We start from the raw sequence: 19020 nt of genomic DNA, 5'->3' as shown, positions 1-19020 counted from the left end.
TACTTGATAATAGATTGTTAAAAATAGCTTGAGGGTCGAGTTTTCATGGATATTGGAGTGTCATCGAAAAAAGTTCGCATGGGCATGGTTGGTGGAGGTAAAGGCGCATTTATTGGTGCTATTCATCGTGCCGCCGCAAACTTAGACGGCGAGATTGAATTGGTCTGTGGCGCATTTAGTTCTGACCCCGCGAATGGACAAGAAACTGGACAAATGTTGAGTATCCCCTCGGAACGTTGCTATGCCGACTTTAACACTATGTTTACACAAGAAGCTAAGCTTCCCGCTTCGCAACGGATGCAGTTTGTTTCCATAGTAACGCCGAATCACTTACATTTTCCAGTAGCCGTAGCTGCATTGCAGGCTGGCTTTCATGTGATGTCAGATAAACCGGCAACTTTTACTTTAAACGAAGCCATTGAGCTGAAAGAGATTATCGAACAATCTGGTTGCTTGTATGGCCTTACCCACACCTATACGGGCTACCCTATGGTTAAAGAAGCCACCGCCCGGGTTGCAAATGGCGAGTTAGGAGAGATTACTAAGGTTGTTGTTGAGTATTCACAAGGATGGCTAGCCAATAAAGAAGATGAAGCTGGAAAACAAGCGAGTTGGCGGCTAGATCCCAAACGTGCGGGTGTGAGCTGTTGCATGGGAGATATAGGTGTACATGCTGCCAATTTAGCCGAAACCATTAGTGGATTGGAAATTGTTAAACTATGTGCAGACTTAGAGCCCGTCGTGGATGGTCGTGTACTGGATGACGATGGTACTGTGCTGTTGCGCTTTAATAACGGTGCAAAGGGGGTCTTATTATCAAGTCAAATTGCCGTTGGTGAAGAAAATAACCTCAATATTCGCATTTATGGCAAAAAGGCTAGTTTGCAATGGCAGCAAATGGAACCCAATACCCTTTGGATGAGATTTAATGATAAGCCCAGTCAAATGATCCGTGCCGGAGTGGGGGAGTGTGCGGCAGCAACCGCTCAAAGTATGCGCACTCCTGCTGGGCACCCTGAGGGCTATATTGAAGCCTTTGCTAATTTATATTGTCAGTTTGCCCAACAAATTCGTGATTTTGATAAATCGAAAAACACCGATATTTCCCTGCAAGCACCAGGCATAGAGGCTGCTATCCGCGGTATGGCATTCATCGAAAACACAGTAGCTGCGAGTCGCTCTGAACAGAAGTGGCACCCGTTTTTACTCTCCAATATAAAGCTCTAAGGAATCGCGCTATGAAACAAATTAAAGGTCCAGGAATTTTTTTAGCTCAGTTCGCTGCTGATGAATCACCTTTTAACAGTTTAAATGATATCTGTCAGTGGGCTTCATCCCTGGGGTTCAAAGCCGTACAAATACCCACTTGGGATGAGCGCATATTCGATTTGCAACAAGCTGCAACTAGCCAGTCTTACTGCGCTGAAATTGAAGCCACAGTTGCCAAACATGGCATGGTAATAAGTGAACTATCGACCCATTTACAGGGCCAGTTGGTAGCTGTGAACCCTGCTTATGATGAAATGTTTGATGGTTTTGCCCCTAACGAGGTTAAAAACGATCCTAGTGCCCGTCAAAAGTGGGCAGTGCAGCAAATGTTGTGGGCTGCGAAGGCGAGCGCCAATTTGCGGCTAACTGCTCATGCTAGTTTTTCCGGTGCCTTGCTATGGCACACAATGTATCCTTGGCCGCAGCGCCCGGCGGGTTTGGTGGAGCGAGGTTTTGAAGAGTTAGGCCGTCGCTGGTTACCGATTCTGGATGCCTTTGATGAAGCCGGAGTAGATTTATGCTTTGAGTTACATCCTGGTGAAGATCTTCATGACGGTGCGTCCTTTGAAATGTTCTTGGCCGCCACTGAACATCACCCTAGAGCCAACATTTTATATGATCCAAGCCACTTTATTTTGCAGCAACTCGATTACCTAGCCTTCATCGATTTGTACCATGAACGGATTAAAGCATTCCATGTCAAAGATGCTGAGTTTAAACCTTCAGGTCGATCTGGTGTGTATGGCGGTTATCAAGGCTGGCTAGATAGGCCAGGACGCTTTCGTTCTCTTGGTGATGGTCAAATTGACTTTAAGGGGATATTCAGCAAATTGACTCAATACGGATTTGATGGTTGGGCAGTGATGGAGTGGGAGTGTTGTATTAAACACCCAGAAGATGGCGCTGCTGAAGGGGCTAAATTTATTGCACAACACCTGATACGACCCACAGAAAAAGCCTTCGATGACTTTGCTGGTGGCGGCGCAGATGATGAGTTAAATCGGCGTATTTTGGGGCTTTAAACTCCCCCTTAAATTGTGGGTTGATAACTTGTCTGTGGTTTCATCCTAGGAGTAATAAGAATAATGAACAATGTAACTCTACTACTTAGTTTAATGATGTTTTTGCAGTTTTTCATATGGGGAGGCTGGTTCGTTACCTTAGGTACGTTTTTGGCAAATAATTTAGCCGCCTCGGGCAGTCAAATCGGAATGGCTTTTTCAACTCAATCCTGGGGAGCCATTATTGCGCCATTTATTATTGGCCTGATTGCCGATCGTTATTTTAATGCAGAGCGGATACTCGGGGTGCTGCATTTAATCGGTGCAGTGTTAATGTACTGTCTGTATCAAGCGGCTGATTTTACTGCTTTTTATCCATTTGTTTTAGGTTATATGATTGTCTATATGCCCACTCTAGCGCTGGTTAACTCGGTGGCGTTTTCACAAATGCGTGACCCGTCAAAACAGTTTGGCAAAATTAGAGTATGGGGCACCATTGGTTGGATTGTCGCGGGCTTGTCCATTAGTTACCTATTCGCCTGGGATGGCAAAGAAGCCATTGAACAAGGCATGTTAGCCAATACCTTTTTACTGAGTGCTGTTGCGTCATTATGTTTGGGGCTGTTCAGTTTTATGTTGCCAAAAACACCGCCTAAAAGTGCCGGTCAACAAATGGGATTGCACGAGATACTAGGACTTGATGCCCTTGCATTATTGAAAGATAAGAACTTCTTAGTGTTTTTCGTATCTTCTATTTTAATTTGTATTCCCTTGGCTTTTTATTATCAAAATGCCAATCCATTCTTAACTGAAACCGGCGTTACCAACGCAACCGGGAAAATGACCCTGGGGCAAGTTTCTGAAGTGGTATTTATGCTCATTCTGCCGGTCTTTTTAAATCGCTTTGGAATTAAACTTACCCTGTTGTTCGGGATGCTGGCATGGGTTTTACGCTATGTATTATTCGCCTATGGGAATGCGGATAGCGGTATAGTATTGCTGTTAGTTGGCATTGCATTACACGGGGTGTGTTATGACTTTTTCTTCGTTTCCGGACAAATATACACAGACTCTAAAGCAGGCGCTAAAGTCAAAAATGCCGCCCAGGGTTTAATTACCTTGGCAACCTATGGAATAGGTATGTTGGCCGGATTCTGGATTGCCGGTAAAATAACGGATTCCTACGCAACCGAATTCGGCCATGCTTGGTTCAACATTTGGTTGTTCCCAGCGATATTTGCTTTCGCTGTGTTCTTACTATTTATGCTGGCATTTAAAAACGAAAAAATTGCAATCAATCACCAAGTTGGAGCCACCAATGAAACCCACTAAGCTAAGTCAACCACAAAGACGAAAATTCATGCAGCACCTAGTTCGCACCATGGGTGTAACGTCGGCTACGGCCTTGGTGTATGGCTCTAATCTTAACGTAGCACTCGGATTTCAAATTAGAGCAGAAAAATTAGATGCCGCTGGCCTGTTGTTTGATAAAACCACTATGCAGACGTTAAAGCACATAGTTAACACTATTTTACCCAGAACAGATACGCCCAGTGGTGCAGATTTAGATTGTCATGGCTTTGTAGATCATCAATTATTTCACTGCCACAGTAAAAGTGAGCAGCAAGTATGTTTGCAAATCATTACCCAAATCAATGACTATTCATTGGCACACCTAAACCAATCTTTTCCTCAGCTTAACAATCAACAACAAGTTGAATTACTCCAATCTATTGAAGCTATGAAGGGTTTTACTCAACTTCAGAGGAACCAGTTTAAGTTCCTCAAATCATTAATTGTATTTGGCTATTTTACCTCTGAGCAAGGCGCTAAAGAAATTCTCCGCTACGATCCTGTACCTGGTGGTTTTAGTGTTATTCCCCTTCAAGAAGGGGATAAATCGTGGGGAAGTCTTGCTTACTATTGAGCCAAATTGGCACTGATTATTACTTTTTGGCCCAGTTAAAAAATCCCTAGGAAATAACGTGAATAAAGATATTTATATTAAACAGCAGAATGAAAAATTTGATGTATTGGTAGTGGGCTCCGGGATCACCGGTGGATGGGCGGCTAAGGAGTTTTGTGAGCGTGGCTTCAAAACCTTGATGATCGAACGTGGCCGAGTGGTTGAGCACCGCAAAGACTATATAGCCGAAGGCAAACCTGTTTGGGAGTATGATAATCGAAGTAAAGTCGATAATCTGTTAATTGAACAGCAATACAAAATTCAAAAAGATTGTTATGCCTTTCACGACGGCACCAAACAATTTTTTGGCAATGATCGCGATTTACCCTATGAGACAACTGAAGGTACAGACTTTAGGTGGATCCGAGGTAATCAGCTAGGTGGTAAATCACTGTTGTGGCATCGCCAAAGTTATCGAATGTGCGAAGATGACTTTCTCGCCAATAAACGTGACGGCGTGGGGAACGACTGGCCCATACGTTATGACGATATTGCCGATTGGTATTCCTACGTGGAGACCTTTGCGGGGATAAGTGGTAGCAAAGAGAATTTGCCTAATCTGCCCGACGGCGAGTTTTTACCTCCATTTGCAATGACGGGTCCTGAAAAAGCGTTAAAAGCTAAAATTGAAAAAGCCTTTCCCGGTCGAAATTTAATTATGGGGCGTACCGCGCACCTTACGGAGCCTACATTACTGCATTTATCTCAAGGAAGAGTGCAGTGCCAGACCCGTAATGAATGTCAAAAAGGCTGCTCGTTTGGCGCTTATTTTTCAACACAAAGTTCGACCTTGCCAGCAGCTGCTAAAACCAACAATTTAAGTATCGCTGCCAACAGCGTAGTGCATAGTGTTATTTATGATGAAACACGCAATCGCGCCATTGGGGTGAGAGTGATTGATAATGATGATCTTTCGACCCGTGAGTATTTTGCCGATGTGGTGTTTTTGTGTGCAAGTACCATTGGCACTACTCAGATAATGCTCAATTCTACTTCTAAAAAATTCCCCAACGGCATTGCTAATTCTTCTGGTGTTTTAGGTCACTATCTGATGGATCATAATTATAATGCTCGTGCTACAGGGGATATTGAAGGGTTTGATGACGAATATTATAAGGGGCGTCGACCTTCATCTTGTTACATGCCGAACTTTCAGACTAGGCCAGAATTGTATCGCAAAGGCTACCTTCGGGGATTTGCCTACGGCATTAATACCTATCGTTCTGATTGGCGAGGGAAAAGTCAACAAGATGGTATTGGCAGTGACTTTAAGCAACAGTTAAGTACACCGGGTAAGTGGGGAGTGGACTTCTCTGCTCAAGGGGAGATGTTGCCACACTTTGATAATCAAATGTCTTTAAACCCGAATAAAAAAGACAAGTGGGGTATGCCTCTTATTAATTTTAACGTGGAATATCGTGAAAACGAAAAAGCTATGATGGATGACGCCGCGGAAATGGGCGCTGAAATGTTGCGAGCAGGGGGATGTACCAACGTTAAAAGTGGGACTAGCTATGAGCTGCCCCATCGTGCTCCAGGCATTGCCATTCATGAAGTAGGCACTGCGCGAATGGGACGTGATCCTAAAACATCAGTGTTAAATCAATATTGCCAAAGTCATGATATTCCGAATTTATTCGTTACTGATGGTTCAGCGTACTGCTCCTCAGGTGTAGTGAATCCATCACTTACTTTTATGGCGCTAACAGCCAGAGCTGTGGATTACTGTGCAAAGGAGATGAAAGCTCAACGTCTGTAGTCTTATATCCTTGTGATTATTAGGCTTGCTTGATACCGTCTTGTCCCTCAAAATAGGGAGGTCTAGCATCTAATAAATTAATAGGAACATAATGGCGAATTGCTGCAGTGACAAATCCTGTGAAATAGAAGCACTCAGAGACAAGCAAGGTAAAACATTAAAGATAGTGCTGGCTATTAATGCGATCATGTTTGTGGTGGAGTTAACCGCAGGTCTGATGGCAAATTCCGTGTCGTTAATTGCTGATTCCCTGGATATGCTAGGGGATGCGATGGTTTACATTTTTAGCATTTATGTTATCGCCCGAGGGGCAAAGATGAAGGCCATCTCTGCGATGTTTAAAGGCTCGATAATGGCGGCATTTGGATTATTTGTGCTAGGCCAGGGGATATACAGCCTAATGGTGCCTCACTCACCCACATATGAAACGATAAGCTTGTTTGGTTTTATTGCTTTATTGGCTAATGCCGTGTGTTTGGCGCTGCTTTGGAAACACAGGACGGAAGACATTAACATGAGTTCTGTTTGGTTGTGTTCTCGCAATGATATTATCGCCAATATTTCGGTTATTTTTGCCGGTGTAGGGGTATGGTTAACAAGCTCTGGTTGGCCGGATATCGTTATTGGTTTTGCCTTAGCCTTTCTATTCTTGCAATCTGCATCCAGCGTCTTAAAAGAGGCAATTGGCGAATATCGTACCGCCCAATCTTGAACGTTTTATCAACTTTGTAGCCTGGTCTTTAGGTCTGGGGGCTCGGCATTGGACATTCATCCCAGACCTGTAGCCTGGTCTTTAGGCCATGGATTTTTTCGAAGGGGCTCCCGGGCAATTTCTCGGGGCTAAAGCCACCGACTACAAGCAAGGTTTTTTTCGGCATTGGACATTCATTCCAAACCTCTAGCATGGTCTTTAGGCCATGGATTTTTTCGGGGCTAAAGCCACCGACTACAGGCCATGGAAAAGCCCTGTATTCGTGCCGATGAATAACGCAATAAAAACGATAAATTAAGGTGAATGCTTAGGTAAAAGCATTTAGAATCGCCTCCTTCAAAAAAGTTTTCATTAGCAAGGACAATTCAAGTGAATCTGAAGTACGGATTTTGTTGCTTAGCGGCGCTGTTTTCCCTTTCAATTTCTTCAATGACAGTTTTAGCCCAACAAAATGTGGAAATTTTGCAGGTGACTGGTACGCGAATGGCTGACAATTCCTCTGGCAGTGTTGCTAGCTTATCAAGAGAGCAAATTGATCGTATCAATCCTGCATCAACTCTAGATCTTTTGCAGCGTATACCGAACATTATGATTGCCGAAAATGGTGTAGCCGGAGGAGTGTCATTTGTTTCGGTACGCGGCGGTGAATCTAACTTTACGTTAATTTTGATTGATGGTGTGGCCGTTAATGATTCCACTAATAGTCGTGGCGGCGGCTTCGATTTTAGTCAGGTTAATCCTCAAAGTATCGAGCGAATTGAAGTTTATCGAGGTGGCATTAGCGCTATCTACGGTGGCGAAGCCATTAGCGGCGTGATTCATATTATTACCCGAGAGGATGCCGCCCCAGCAATTAATTTAGAAGTAGGCAGCGATAAACAGCTTAACGCTGGCCTAAACTTGTCTCACAAATACGATAATGGTGTGTCGCTGCTAGCAAGTTTGTCTTCTCGTGAGCGCGAAGGATCGGAGTTTGCTATTGCTAAAAGCCAACAAGGGCTCTTTAAGGCCGCTTTTGCTAACGCTAAACAAAGTCATCGATTATTGGTTACCTACAGCGATAACGAAAACCTAAGCTTTGCGGAAGATTCCGGTGGCGAGCAATATGCAATGCCTCTGAGCGCTGAACAGCGCAATAGTGAACAGTGGTTACTGGGCTTAAATAATACCTTCGAGTTAAACCATTCGAATGCAATCAATCTTAACTTATCTTGGTTAAATCGTCAGGAATCTTCAGAGCACCCTGGTATTGCTGAAGGTGTGCAATCAGGTATCCCTGCAAGCACTATTGATTCAGAGTTTACACGCTCTGAAATTGAACTGTTTTTGAATCATCAACTCAATCAAACCACCACTATTGTGGTTGGGATTAGTGCCCGCGATTCTGAAGGAAGCAATACTGGCTTTCTTGATTATGGATTTCAGTTACCAGTCGATTTTGTCTTAGAACAGGACTCCCAAAGCGCCTTTATTGAAGGGAAATACGGGCAAGACAATTACAGCATCGATCTCGGTATACGTTATGACGATGCTGATAACTTCGATAGTGAAACCTCAATTCGATTCGCAGGACACTATAACCTATTGGAAGAGTTGAGTTTATTCGCTGTGTACAATGAAGGTTATAAATTGCCAAGTTTCTTTGCCTTAGCTCATCCACTGGTGGGGAATTCTGATTTACAACCTGAGCGAAGTATTAATAAAGAGCTAGGTTTACAGTGGGATGCTGAGTCAGGACACATTACCTTAGTTCTATTTGAAAATGATTTTACAGATTTAGTAGACTTTGATGCGGAGTTATTTACCAATGTTAACCGCAGTAACGTAGAAACATCGGGAGTGGAGTTGAGTACAAGTCTTGAGTTAACGACTTGGCTGCAATTTTCTGTGGATGTGAGTTACCTGGATATTACGGTTAATGGAGAGCAAAGCCAATTGCGCAGACGCCCCCAATGGTTTGGTGGAGCAAGTTTAGATGCCCGGTGGGAAAATCTGACCATTACTATTTTTGCAGATGTGAGAGATGAATATTTAGATAGCTCAATTCCCACAGGATTAGTCGAATTGGGAGGGTATGCAAAATATGGTGTTGCCGCTAATTGGCAGTTGTCTGAAAATTTGCAAACCAATTTGAACATTGATAATGCCCTTGCCCACAATATCCAAGATTCCGTTGGGTTTGAAAACAATGACACCAATTTTCGGGTCGGCATGACCTATCAGTTTTAAACTAAAATTACCTATGAAAGGCCAAATACAGTGATGTGTTTGGCCCTCATTACTAACCCACAATTGCCGTTAGTGAACGAAAAAAAGTACAATTTCCACCGCAATCAAAATGATAATGATCCATTCCAAAAACGATGAATGTTTATGGTTTTGCTCTGCCGCCAACATTTCAAAAAGTTCATGAATAGTTTCTAGCTTGAGGTTGAGCAATTCAATTCTTTGGGTTAGCTCAAGGTATTTGATTGCGGCTAAATAGTCTTCTTGGGTTGCGGGATAATCCCAAAAATATTCAGGCACATCCAACAGACTAAAGCGCAACATAATGTCATTTTTAGTTTGAAACAGCGCTCCACGCCGCATCGCTAATTTTTTCCGACTCAATTTTATGTTACCCGTGGTAGCAAGTTCGGTCGCTAAGTGTCGATTATAGGCAATCGTATTTTCCGCCTGGGATTCAAATACCTCCAATTTACGTGATTGCGCAAAGGCATGACTAATGGCTAATAAAGTGTGTGCTTTTGCCGCTCCTAAAGTAAAGGTGTCATTGCTAATAGAAAACTTAGCATCCTCGACCAAATTAAACTGGTAAACTTCCCAATGTTCGGATGCGCTCGTGCTGTAAAACCCTTTTAAGTCTTCAATTAAATCAGCCTTTTTAGCCGCACTAATACCCCAGGTCACCACTACACCATAATCAAATATAAATACATGGCCTTTAGGCAGATCTATATGTAACGCATCTCTGTAACGATTCACTACAAAGTGTTTTGCAAACTGACTTTGAATCGCCTTGAGCTCAAGGGTGTCTGCAATGCAGATGACTTCAATCAGTTGAGATGAAAAATTGCTTGTCATGTTTTTTCCTTATTAATTTACACGACTAATAACAACGGCTGTCCTTAATTTGGACTTACCAAATACCGACAAATTATTAAAGTCTTCTATAGCCAATGGAATATGTTGGCAATCTGCTATTTGCTGATTATCAACCTCCTGTGAGGTGTCATCTGGATCTGGATCATGGAAATATAAACAGTCATCATCCACATGGGTAATCGTCACCCAGTGAGGTGACTTTTTACCGTCTAGTCGATAGGTACTTATCAAGCTAAGCACCGCAGAACCTGCTGCTAATTCAGATTGGATCATTTGCACACTAGGAGCGTCAAACTGAACCCTCAATCCAGTTTCTTGGGCCTGTTGTTTAAAACGTTTTTCAACTGCATACATGATGTTTTTTTTATGCTCACTGCGCACGCCATCAAGGAACAAGGTGTCTTTTGTGTTGACATATACTTTGGCATTGAAGCCCCTTTCCATCGCTGCTATGCCTAAACCAATAGGGTGACAACCACCGTGACCAGATGTCATAAAAATGGTGGTCGCTTGTCGCCAAATATCTAATTCAAGAGACTGATCCATGTGTATCTTAGGATCAAGATTATTCATGGCCATCATCAAAGCTGCAGGCCCACAGGTAAATTCCGTGGTTTGTCGATACCAAGGGTAACTCGCCCAGCGCTGTTGAGTTAAGCGTTGATGAATCGGCTTTTGCATACGCAGAGCGTCTATACTGTTATGATAGTAGTTGCGATAAACACCAAAAGACCGATACCCGAAAGATTGATACAGATTTATCGCTGCTTCATTGTCACAGGCAACCTCTAGGCGCATAAATAACTTGCCGCGCTCTACAGATTCTCTTTCCAGTTCACTTAATATACGTTTGCCTAAACCACTTCCTTTGGCCTGTTTTGATACAGCAATTGAATATAATCGGCACAAACGAGTTCCCTTGCGCATTAACACAAGTCCATAACCTAGTATCTTGGTCTGGTTGTTTGCTGCAGCATCTTGCAGGACAGCCACAATAAATATGCATGTGGGAGATTTCAGCCAATGCCTGAAACTCCGACGACTTAAGCGATCAGAATCGAAACTCTGTTTCTCCAATTCAAGTAGTTGCGGTAAATCTTCTGTTTCTGCCGCTCTAATTAAAATAGGCATCCTTTGTTGATTGGATGGCAAAGCTTTCACTTAGCGACCTCTCGCTTCAAGACGGTTGGCAAACTCTTGCATAATGATCATGTATAGCTCTTTACCTAAATAGAGATCTTCCACTTTCGCTTCCAAACTTGGATTGTCATTGACTTCAATCACGTAAACCTGGTTATTAACTTGTTTTATGTCTACTCCATATAACCCTTTACCCACGATAGCACTGGCTTTTACCGCTGCGTCTAACACCGGTTTTGGTACTTCGAACGTTGGCAAGGTCTCAAAATCACCTGAGAAATGCGCTTTGGATCCATGGTTGTATATTTGCCAGTGATTGCGTGCCATAAAATAGCGGCAAGCATATATTGCTCGGCCATTAAGCACACCAATACGCCAATCAAAGTCGGTATAGATATATTCCTGTACTAGCACCAACGCTGATTTCGTTAACATTTCAGTTAATTTAAGTTTTAGCTCTGCAAGGTTTTCAACCTTAAACACCCCCATTGAAAATGAACTTTCTGGCAACTTAAGTACAATTGGATAGCCAAATTCCGCAGCTAACTTTTCGCAGGTTTTATCATCCGCGTTTGAAACGAAACTACTTTTCGGCGCTGGCACTTTGTTATAACTAAATGCATCGTGCAGAAATACCTTATTGCAACAGCGAAGAATCGATTGGGCATCGTCCATAACCACCAAACCATCTTGTTCAGCTTTGCGGGCTAAACGATAGGTATGGTGGTCAATGGCAGTCGTTTCGCGAATAAATAGCGCATCATAGTGACTAATATTCGCGGCTTGTTTCGCATTAATTAGCTCAGCATGAATGCCCACTTGCTCGGCTGCTTTTATAAAGTTTTTTAGCGCTTTATGGTCACTAGGCGGTGTTTTTTCCTGTTCATTAACTAAAATCGCCATGTCCCATCGAAATTTTTTCTTGTTGTAATGATTGCGCCAAGTAGATTGGGTGTAATCTTTCAAACGTTGAGTAAACAGCGGCCAACTTTTTCCATCCAATTCGTTGCAGCCCACAATCGATACCAGCACCGAAATAGAATTATCGGATGGTTTGATTCTCAGGCGTAATATAGGCGCTGGATAGCGCTCAAACACATGTTTAGCTAATTTTTTGAAACTTTCATTTTCGGACCAGCCAAAAAATACCAATAATTCCACTTCTGTCTTATCTACCTGCTTGGCTAGGAAAGACGTTGCCAGTGTTAGCCCTGCTTTTTCCATGGAATCAGGCCGATTAAATGGGGTTAAATCGTTAATACAGTTAACGCTGGGCAACACTTTATGTTGACGCGCTTCAGCCAACAATGAGCAGTAATATCCCTCGCTTAAATACAGCGATGTATTACATAAGTTGATCACTCTGGTTTTGGGTTCACCAGCTTTAGGATAATCCGCTAAATATTGTGCGAAATCGATGATATTTTCATCCATTTCTGGCAGGTCATCTAACTTGTCAACAACGACTAACGATTTATACATTTGTTAATTTCACTCTTAAAAGTCAATTTTTTAAACGCTGAAAAAGTTATTTTTTCCACCTTAAAAAAGTGAGCGAAATATAGACGTTCCATTGCCAAATACAACGATAAAAGTGCAGTAGATTGACGAAAAATTATTGTCTTCACGAGTAAATTAATTTGCTGGCAAAGAGAGATTAATAGGATAAAAATTCAGCCAGATTTTTAGCCTAATTAATTTGGAGAATAAAATGAATAAATGGCTTTTAGGCGCAGCGACAACAGCATTGCTTGTAAGTGTTTCTTATGCTCAAGAAGTAGCTGATCCAGACACAGTTTCTGATATGTTGCAGTATTGCCTTGAAGTTGCCGAGGAAGATGGAACAGGTGATTTAAGTAAACAGGAATTTATACTAAATTGTGTTAACCAAGAGCTCGAGTCTGAAGGTTTCACAAAGATAAATGCGTTACCTAAAAAAGTATAAGCCGTAGCATGGTCTTTAGGCCATGTATTTGGCGGGTTTGCGCGGGGCTAAAGCCCCACCTACAGGTGTGGCGCTGTAGCATGGTCTTTAGGCCATGGATTTAGCGAGTTTGCGCGGGGCTAAAGCCCCCACCTACAGGTGTGGCGCTGTAGCATGGTCTTTAGGCCATGTATTTACCGGGTTTGTACGGGGCTAAAGCCCCCACCTACAGGTATGGCGCTGTAGCATGGTCTTTAGGCCATGGATTTGGCGGGTTTGCGCGGGGCTAAAGCCCCACCTACAGGTGTGGCGCTGTAGCATGGTCTTTAGGCCATGGATTTGGTGGGTTTGCGCGGGGCTAAAGCCCCCACCTACAGGTGTGGCGCTGTAGCATGGTCTTTAGGCCATGGATTTGGCGAGTTTGCGCGGGGCTAAAGCCCCCACCTACAGGTATGGCGTTGTAGCATGGTCTTTAGGCCATGTAGCCCTAAGATTCCAGATATCTACTTTAAACTTATTGCAGAAACAGAATTTTTGATAAATTCAATCACGGTTATGAGTTCTTCAATATGGTTATTTTCGATCACATTTAAAAAAATACGCACGTTAAAATCACAGGGAATATCTAACTTCACCAACCCTGGGTAGTTTCCCGTTTCCGGTAATAATGTACAGCCGTTTTCAGCGGTCGTTAATTGGCCAAGTCCTATTTGATAAGAGCTGGTTTTTAATCGCGCATTTCGGCATGGGGGGAATTGCTGATAAATCTTTTCAGTGACTTTATGACTCCATTCAATATGTACATATTCTTCTAGATTTAAACTTTTAGATTTGGCAAAAAAACGCAAGGGTATTTCGACAATTTGCGTCGTTTCAACGTTATCCAGTTTTAAGGGTTCTGTGGTGAAGGCCATATCTATGGTCCGTTCATGCAGCTGACGTGACAATAGTTCGGTATTGCCTAAATCTGTTCTAAGTGAAATTTGCGGAAATTGATGTGCCACATCACATAATATTTTATCAAGACTTAAATAAAATGCATTTGGAGTGGTTGCTACACCCAAGAAGCGGGCGCTTTTATGATTTAATGCTTGTTTTGCTTCAAGGAGTTTAGCAGACAACTGTTTTGCATAGGGAATGAGTTGTTCACCTGCCGGGGTAAGTTGAATACTGTTTCGATTACGAATGAAAAGCGATGTATTAAAGTACTCTTCAAGTAGCTTTATTCTAGCACTGACAGCAGATTGGGTGAGATATAAGTTGTCTGCTGCTTTACCAAAATGGCGTGTATTAGCAACTTCCAAAAAAGTACTAAGAAAACGGATATCCACAACAAATTCACGAATTTAATTAGGTTACCCGTTTAATACTTTAAATATCTATTTTAAGCAAGCTTTACGGATAGCTTGTTGGTTCTAACTTAGTGATACTGCGATTGTCTATCTCGCTCTCGACTCAACCTTTTACTATCTCGCTTACGTTTTGCAATATCATTTGTGCGTTTGTTTTGATGCTGCGCGTCAGAATCACTATACATCCAATCAGAATTTTCAAAGTCTTCCTTTTCGCGTCTGTAATCTTTACTCATTTTGGCTCACCAGTTAAACATTTATTACCCAAATCAAAGCAGAATAGAGCGTATCTAAATTCAAGCCTGCTTGAGCATCAATATCATTGCAACTTCCCTCGGGGCTGTGAAACAAAAAATATTTATCTTAAAGATAAATATTTTTTTGCGGAATTGGTATTAGATTTGTTTGGCGGGAATTATATCTGCGTGAGCATGGTTAGTAGGCCACAGGTTCCGATTAAGTTTTATCGCGTTTGTAGCATGGTCTTTAGGCCATGGGTTTAGCGGGTTTGTGCGGGCCTAAAGCCCCCGCCTACAGGTATGGCGTTGTAGCCTGGTCTTTAGGCCATGGATATAGCGAGTTTGCGCGGGGCGGTAGCATGGTCTTTAGGCCATGGGTTTAGCGGGTTTGTGCGGGGCTAAAGCACCCACCTACAGGTATGGGGTTGTAGCATGGTCTTTAGGCCATGGATTTAGCGAGTTTACGCGGGGTTGTAGCATGGTCTTTAGGCCATGGATTTGGCGGGTTTGCGCGGGGCTAAAGCCCCCACCTACAGGTGTGGGGTTGTAGCATGGTCTTTAGGCCATGGATTTACCGGGTTTGTACGGGGCTAAAGCCCCCGCCTACAGGTGGAAGAGAATTCACAGGGAGAACCTCCGAAACAACCCATTTATGCGACGAACCATCCAACGCGGATAATGGGTGGCATATTGAACCAGCATTTTATTGGCCAACTTATCTAGAAAAACAACATCACCATTCATCATCGCTTTGTATGCATCACTGGCTAGAGCCTCAGGTTGGGCTTTTAGAAATTTTGGAATATATTTTTCTACTCCATGGGCGTTACTCAACATTTTTGTTTCGGTTATGCCAGGACACACACAGGTCACAGTCACGCCTGTACCCTTAAGATCTTCGGAAATCCCTTCGCTGAATGACAGTACAAATGCTTTACTAGCACCATAAGCGCTAAAGTTCGGTGTGGGCATGAAACTAGCAATGGATCCTAAATTAACAATTCTACCTTCCCCCCTGGCTACCATTGGGGTTACGAAGACCCGTGTCATATTTACTAAACTTTGAATATTCAATTGAATCAGGTTGTTGAGTGTTTCTGTATCGGCTTGTTGAATGGGATCTATTTGCATCATGCCAGCGTTGTTGACCAAAATATCAACTGTTAATTTGTCTGTTACTAACTGTTCATATAGGGTTTGCGCACTTTCTTTAAGGCTTAAGTCAAGTGGATACACGTGACAAGTTACCGCATATTTTGCATTTAGATAAATCGATAATTCATTTAACTTTTGCTGATTTCGGGCAACTAAAATTAATTCATGCCCATGTTTGGCAAAGGTTTCAGCGAAACTTCTACCAATTCCTTCTGATGCACCTGTGATTAAAGCTGTGTTTAATTTACTCATGGTGATTCCTGTTTTGCCAGACGATGTAGCTTTTTAACGCTATCCCATTGAGTTGAAAATTGTAGTTCATTTAAATGGAAAACTCTCTGATGGTTATTTTAGAGTAATCTTTTTGTGTGTTTTTTGCACTATAATTGGTTCGGCTGATACTCAATAGCTATGCTTAATACGTAACAAAGGAATTGGAACATGCAAGCTGAATATGAAGAAGTTGCAACTAAAGGAGGCTCTCCAAGAACTAGGGGAGAAAAAATAGTAGACCCAGAACTTGATGACTTAGTGGAAGCACCAAATAAATCTGCTTTTCCTAAAGTGAGGTTTTTTGCGGCTATTGGGGTGATACTTTTAGGTATAGTGTTGTGTTTAATTATTTCTGCATTTAGTCCATTAAATCCCACTCCTGTTATCACACCGTTCAATATTTTCAGTGCCAAGAGTTGGTATTACCCTATCGAGCGAAACGCTGTATTAAGGTTGAACATAGTCGATACCACCTCCAAGCTGCGCGCTTACAAAGTGAATGAAAGACAACTTAGTTTACAGTTTGAAGATGGAAGCTTGTTGTATTTGCCTCATAAAAATAATCAAGAGGCCAATCAAAACTCCCAACAACCTAAGTTACCCAACTTAACGCAGAACGTTACCCTGCCAAGCAATAGTGGAGATGCAACCCAAACGTGGTTATCTGAGTTAAGCACCCTGTTTTCCCCCGTTCTACAAGCAGATATTGAGATTCAAAGAGTAAATGTAATTGGCTATGTGTCACCCAGTCAGCCCATTACTAATGATGATTTAGACAGACTAAGACAATCCCCTAATAACGCAAAAGCAGAAGCTCCTAAACAGCAAAAAATTGCTTATAACGCTGATTATGCCCAGCAGCAATCAATTGAATTAGCGCAATCTGTTGCCGAATTCATTGCTTCTTATTTTGCTGTTTCTCCCTCTTTGATTGAAGTGACTGGGTATGGCTTTGAGCGTCACTATACAGATGATTGGCAAGTTGGGTCCGGTCCTAGTAGTGGGGTCTTTGTGTCTATTATACCTGCTATGTCAACGATTTCTGAATTGCCGTGGACGCCATTTTCATCTTCCCAAGACGAACCACTTATTATACAAAGTGCACAAAATGAAAATTGGACAGTTTATAATTCTGAAATCGTTGTCTTTGAAGATGGAAGTGGGCAGCAAACCACTGAATTAGTTTTGCCTAGCGCTCTGTACCGTATTTGGGCAATAGAACCTCAAATTCCAAATAGTGCAAATTGGATGAATGACATAAAAGCCTCAGAACATCAGGTTTTTCCGTCTCCACTGGCGCTATTGGTATTGGCTATCAGTATTTTTACAGCGTTAAGAATGTTGGTGGTCAAGCATGGGAAAAAAGATGTGGAGGTTATAGAGTCGCAAAAATTGATTGATAGCTTTGTCTCAGACTCCCCAGCCAATGATTTAGCTCAAGACAAGTTAGGGTTTATCGAGATCTCCTCAGCGTTATCCCGTTTTTTACGAAATGCTGGCACCAAAGCGCCGCTAACGTTAGCCATAACCGGAGTGTGGGGAAGTGGTAAATCGTCGTTAATGTATTTTTTAAAACAAAATTTGGAAAGTTTTCGACTTCATCCTGTTTGGGTGAATGCTTGGCATCACCAAAATGAAGAGCAGTTTCTGGCTGGTTTATTGAATGCCATTCAAGGCAATGCGATCCCTTCATTTTGGACGGCGGCAGGCCTGTTATATCGTTGGAATTTGTTAAAAATGCGATGGACCGAAGCGCCCTTCTTTTTCTTTTCTGTGTCCGTCATATTTTTGTGTTCGTTAGGATACATAGTGACATCTGGCGAAGCATCATTGAAACCATTTTCAAATTTGTCGGCTGAAGCTATTCCCTATTTGGGTGCAGTATTTGGCGCGTTTTCAATACTAAGGGGGGGTATGGATCGTATTTCTGGATTGATTAATACCAATATCTTAAAAACCCTATTACGCAGTCCAGGCAGCAACCTTGATCTTCGGGCAAATGTAGGATTGAGAGAAAAATTTGCCAAAGAATTTAATCTATTATGCAACGCCCTGGGCGATAGTACCCTGACTATATTTATCGATGATTTAGATCGATGCAAAGAACAGCGCATCATGGATGTAATGGAAACCATAAATTATCTCGTTTCCAGTGGTAATTGTTACATTATAGTGGGGATGGAGCGAGAGCCCATTGAAAACGCTATCTGCAGTTATTATCAAGGCACCCATCAAGACTTAGAGCAAGATGCTCTAAGATCAAAGGCGAAACGCTATCTTGAAAAAATCATTAATATTGAAATTCCTGTTCCAATTGCTAACGGCGAGCAATTTGATGGATTAGTGGCTGATAGTGTAGAAACACAATCCTCATCTAGCTTCCCTTGGGTCAAACCCCTAGGACTATTACTAGTGTTTATTTTTAGTTTGGTTTTGGGAAGTTATCTTTCAAGTGTCTTAAATTCAAAAAACAGTGACAATAATCAGGCTGCTGTTGAGGTTAATCAGACGATTGGCGGCAACTATGACAAGCCACCCCCAGATCCTGAATCTGACAGTATCAATACGCAAACTTCTGATCTATCAGTGCAAACTGGAGAAGACGCACAAATGACCCAACATAACGCCCCGCAAATATTGGAGTATGCAGTGTTTGCTTCTGAGCACTACTATGTTCAGGCTGTAATACCAGTACTATTTTTGGCATTTATCGCCCTGTTAATTCGCGTTGAGCGCTTTCGACAACGTAAACGTATAGTCGAAAACGATTCAGATGAATTTCTCAATACTGTTTCTATTTGGGCGAAAGCCCTTGGTCTTTCCCACAGAACACCGCGAAACATCAAACGCTATGTGAATAGGGCGCGTTATTTGGCAATGCGCAATTACGAATCTGGTGCGGGTATTCGAGAAGCTAATTTAGTGACACTGGCTGCCATGTTAGAGTTTGCCGGAGACAAGGGAAACGAAGACAGCAATTTACAAAATGTCGATATTCCTACTATCGAAGATAAAGGATTGGCGCTACAGGTAGCGTCATTGCTCAATCAATCTGAGAACATTGATACCAAGAAACGTCGAACATTTTTATATTGGGTACGAGGAGTGAACGTTAATTAACCCGC

Annotated in this window: 15 protein-coding genes; 9 read left to right on the top strand and 6 right to left on the bottom strand. The window is 42.3% G+C overall.

Translation table 11 applies throughout. The features are described from left to right. Positions 1-57 precede the first annotated feature (57 nt). The 7 genes from Q4574_RS14855 to Q4574_RS14825 all read left to right on the top strand — a co-directional run bounded on the left by Q4574_RS14855 (position 58) and on the right by Q4574_RS14825 (position 8936). On the top strand, positions 58-1227 hold the full coding sequence (locus Q4574_RS14855; protein ID WP_303474937.1) for a Gfo/Idh/MocA family protein: 1170 nt from the start codon (positions 58-60) through the stop codon (positions 1225-1227). Positions 1228-1238: 11 nt separating this feature from the next. After that, positions 1239-2291 carry a sugar phosphate isomerase/epimerase gene (locus Q4574_RS14850; protein WP_303474936.1) on the top strand — a complete coding sequence of 351 codons (1053 nt, stop codon included), beginning with the start codon at positions 1239-1241 and terminating at the stop codon, positions 2289-2291. A 63-nt stretch (positions 2292-2354) separates the two neighbouring features. Then, positions 2355-3602, top strand: a complete 1248-nt coding sequence (locus Q4574_RS14845) for a nucleoside permease (RefSeq protein ID WP_303474935.1) — start codon at positions 2355-2357, stop codon at positions 3600-3602. Next, positions 3589-4197, top strand: coding sequence for a gluconate 2-dehydrogenase subunit 3 family protein (locus Q4574_RS14840; protein WP_303474934.1), 609 nt, complete (start codon positions 3589-3591; stop codon positions 4195-4197). The genes Q4574_RS14845 and Q4574_RS14840 overlap by 14 nt, the downstream gene beginning before the upstream one ends. Before the next feature lie 58 nt (positions 4198-4255). Then, entirely contained in the window at positions 4256-5995 is a 1740-nt protein-coding gene (locus Q4574_RS14835) for a GMC oxidoreductase (protein WP_303474933.1), read from the top strand. A gap of 91 nt (positions 5996-6086) precedes the next feature. Further along, on the top strand, positions 6087-6707 hold the full coding sequence (locus Q4574_RS14830) for a cation transporter (protein ID WP_303474932.1): 621 nt from the start codon (positions 6087-6089) through the stop codon (positions 6705-6707). Positions 6708-7076: 369 nt separating this feature from the next. Further along, positions 7077-8936 (top strand): TonB-dependent siderophore receptor, encoded by a 1860-nt coding sequence (locus Q4574_RS14825; RefSeq protein WP_303474931.1) that lies wholly within the window; start codon positions 7077-7079, stop codon positions 8934-8936. 69 nt (positions 8937-9005) lie between these two features. Here Q4574_RS14825 and Q4574_RS14820 read toward each other — a convergent pair whose 3' ends face one another. From Q4574_RS14820 to Q4574_RS14810, 3 genes are read right to left on the bottom strand one after another with little or no spacing between them, the layout of a single operon-like run. Continuing rightward, a complete protein-coding gene (locus Q4574_RS14820) occupies positions 9006-9791 on the bottom strand; it encodes an RMD1 family protein (protein WP_303474930.1) in 786 nt (261 codons plus the stop codon). Between the two features lie 12 nt (positions 9792-9803). After that, positions 9804-10943, bottom strand: coding sequence for a GNAT family N-acetyltransferase/peptidase C39 family protein (locus tag Q4574_RS14815; protein ID WP_303475082.1), 1140 nt, complete (start codon positions 10941-10943; stop codon positions 9804-9806). A gap of 30 nt (positions 10944-10973) precedes the next feature. After that, positions 10974-12434: a RimK family protein gene (locus Q4574_RS14810; protein WP_303474929.1), complete on the bottom strand. Its 1461-nt coding sequence runs from the start codon at positions 12432-12434 to the stop codon at positions 10974-10976. 229 nt (positions 12435-12663) lie between these two features. Between Q4574_RS14810 and Q4574_RS14805 the strand changes: the two genes are divergently transcribed. Then, positions 12664-12897 (top strand): hypothetical protein, encoded by a 234-nt coding sequence (locus Q4574_RS14805; RefSeq protein ID WP_303474928.1) that lies wholly within the window; start codon positions 12664-12666, stop codon positions 12895-12897. Between the two features lie 482 nt (positions 12898-13379). Here the strand turns inward: Q4574_RS14805 and Q4574_RS14800 are convergent, their stop codons facing one another. The 3 genes from Q4574_RS14800 to Q4574_RS14790 all read right to left on the bottom strand — a co-directional run bounded on the left by Q4574_RS14800 (position 13380) and on the right by Q4574_RS14790 (position 15874). Further along, a complete protein-coding gene (locus tag Q4574_RS14800; RefSeq protein ID WP_303474927.1) occupies positions 13380-14207 on the bottom strand; it encodes a LysR family transcriptional regulator in 828 nt (275 codons plus the stop codon). Positions 14208-14296: 89 nt separating this feature from the next. After that, complete coding sequence (locus Q4574_RS14795) at positions 14297-14464, bottom strand: hypothetical protein (RefSeq protein WP_303474926.1); 168 nt, start codon at positions 14462-14464, stop codon at positions 14297-14299. A 624-nt stretch (positions 14465-15088) separates the two neighbouring features. Beyond that, positions 15089-15874: an SDR family oxidoreductase gene (locus tag Q4574_RS14790; RefSeq protein WP_303474925.1), complete on the bottom strand. Its 786-nt coding sequence runs from the start codon at positions 15872-15874 to the stop codon at positions 15089-15091. A gap of 189 nt (positions 15875-16063) precedes the next feature. Here Q4574_RS14790 and Q4574_RS14785 point away from each other — a divergent pair, with 189 nt between their 5' ends. Next, positions 16064-19015 carry a P-loop NTPase fold protein gene (locus Q4574_RS14785; RefSeq protein ID WP_303474924.1) on the top strand — a complete coding sequence of 984 codons (2952 nt, stop codon included), beginning with the start codon at positions 16064-16066 and terminating at the stop codon, positions 19013-19015. Positions 19016-19020: the final 5 nt, after the last annotated feature.

Origin of the sequence: Aliiglaciecola sp. 3_MG-2023, assembly GCF_030548205.1 — a bacterium.
Classification (GTDB): domain Bacteria; phylum Pseudomonadota; class Gammaproteobacteria; order Enterobacterales; family Alteromonadaceae; genus Aliiglaciecola.
The sequence above is the reverse complement of the archived record's forward strand: the minus strand, read 5'-3'. Positions and strand labels throughout refer to the sequence as shown.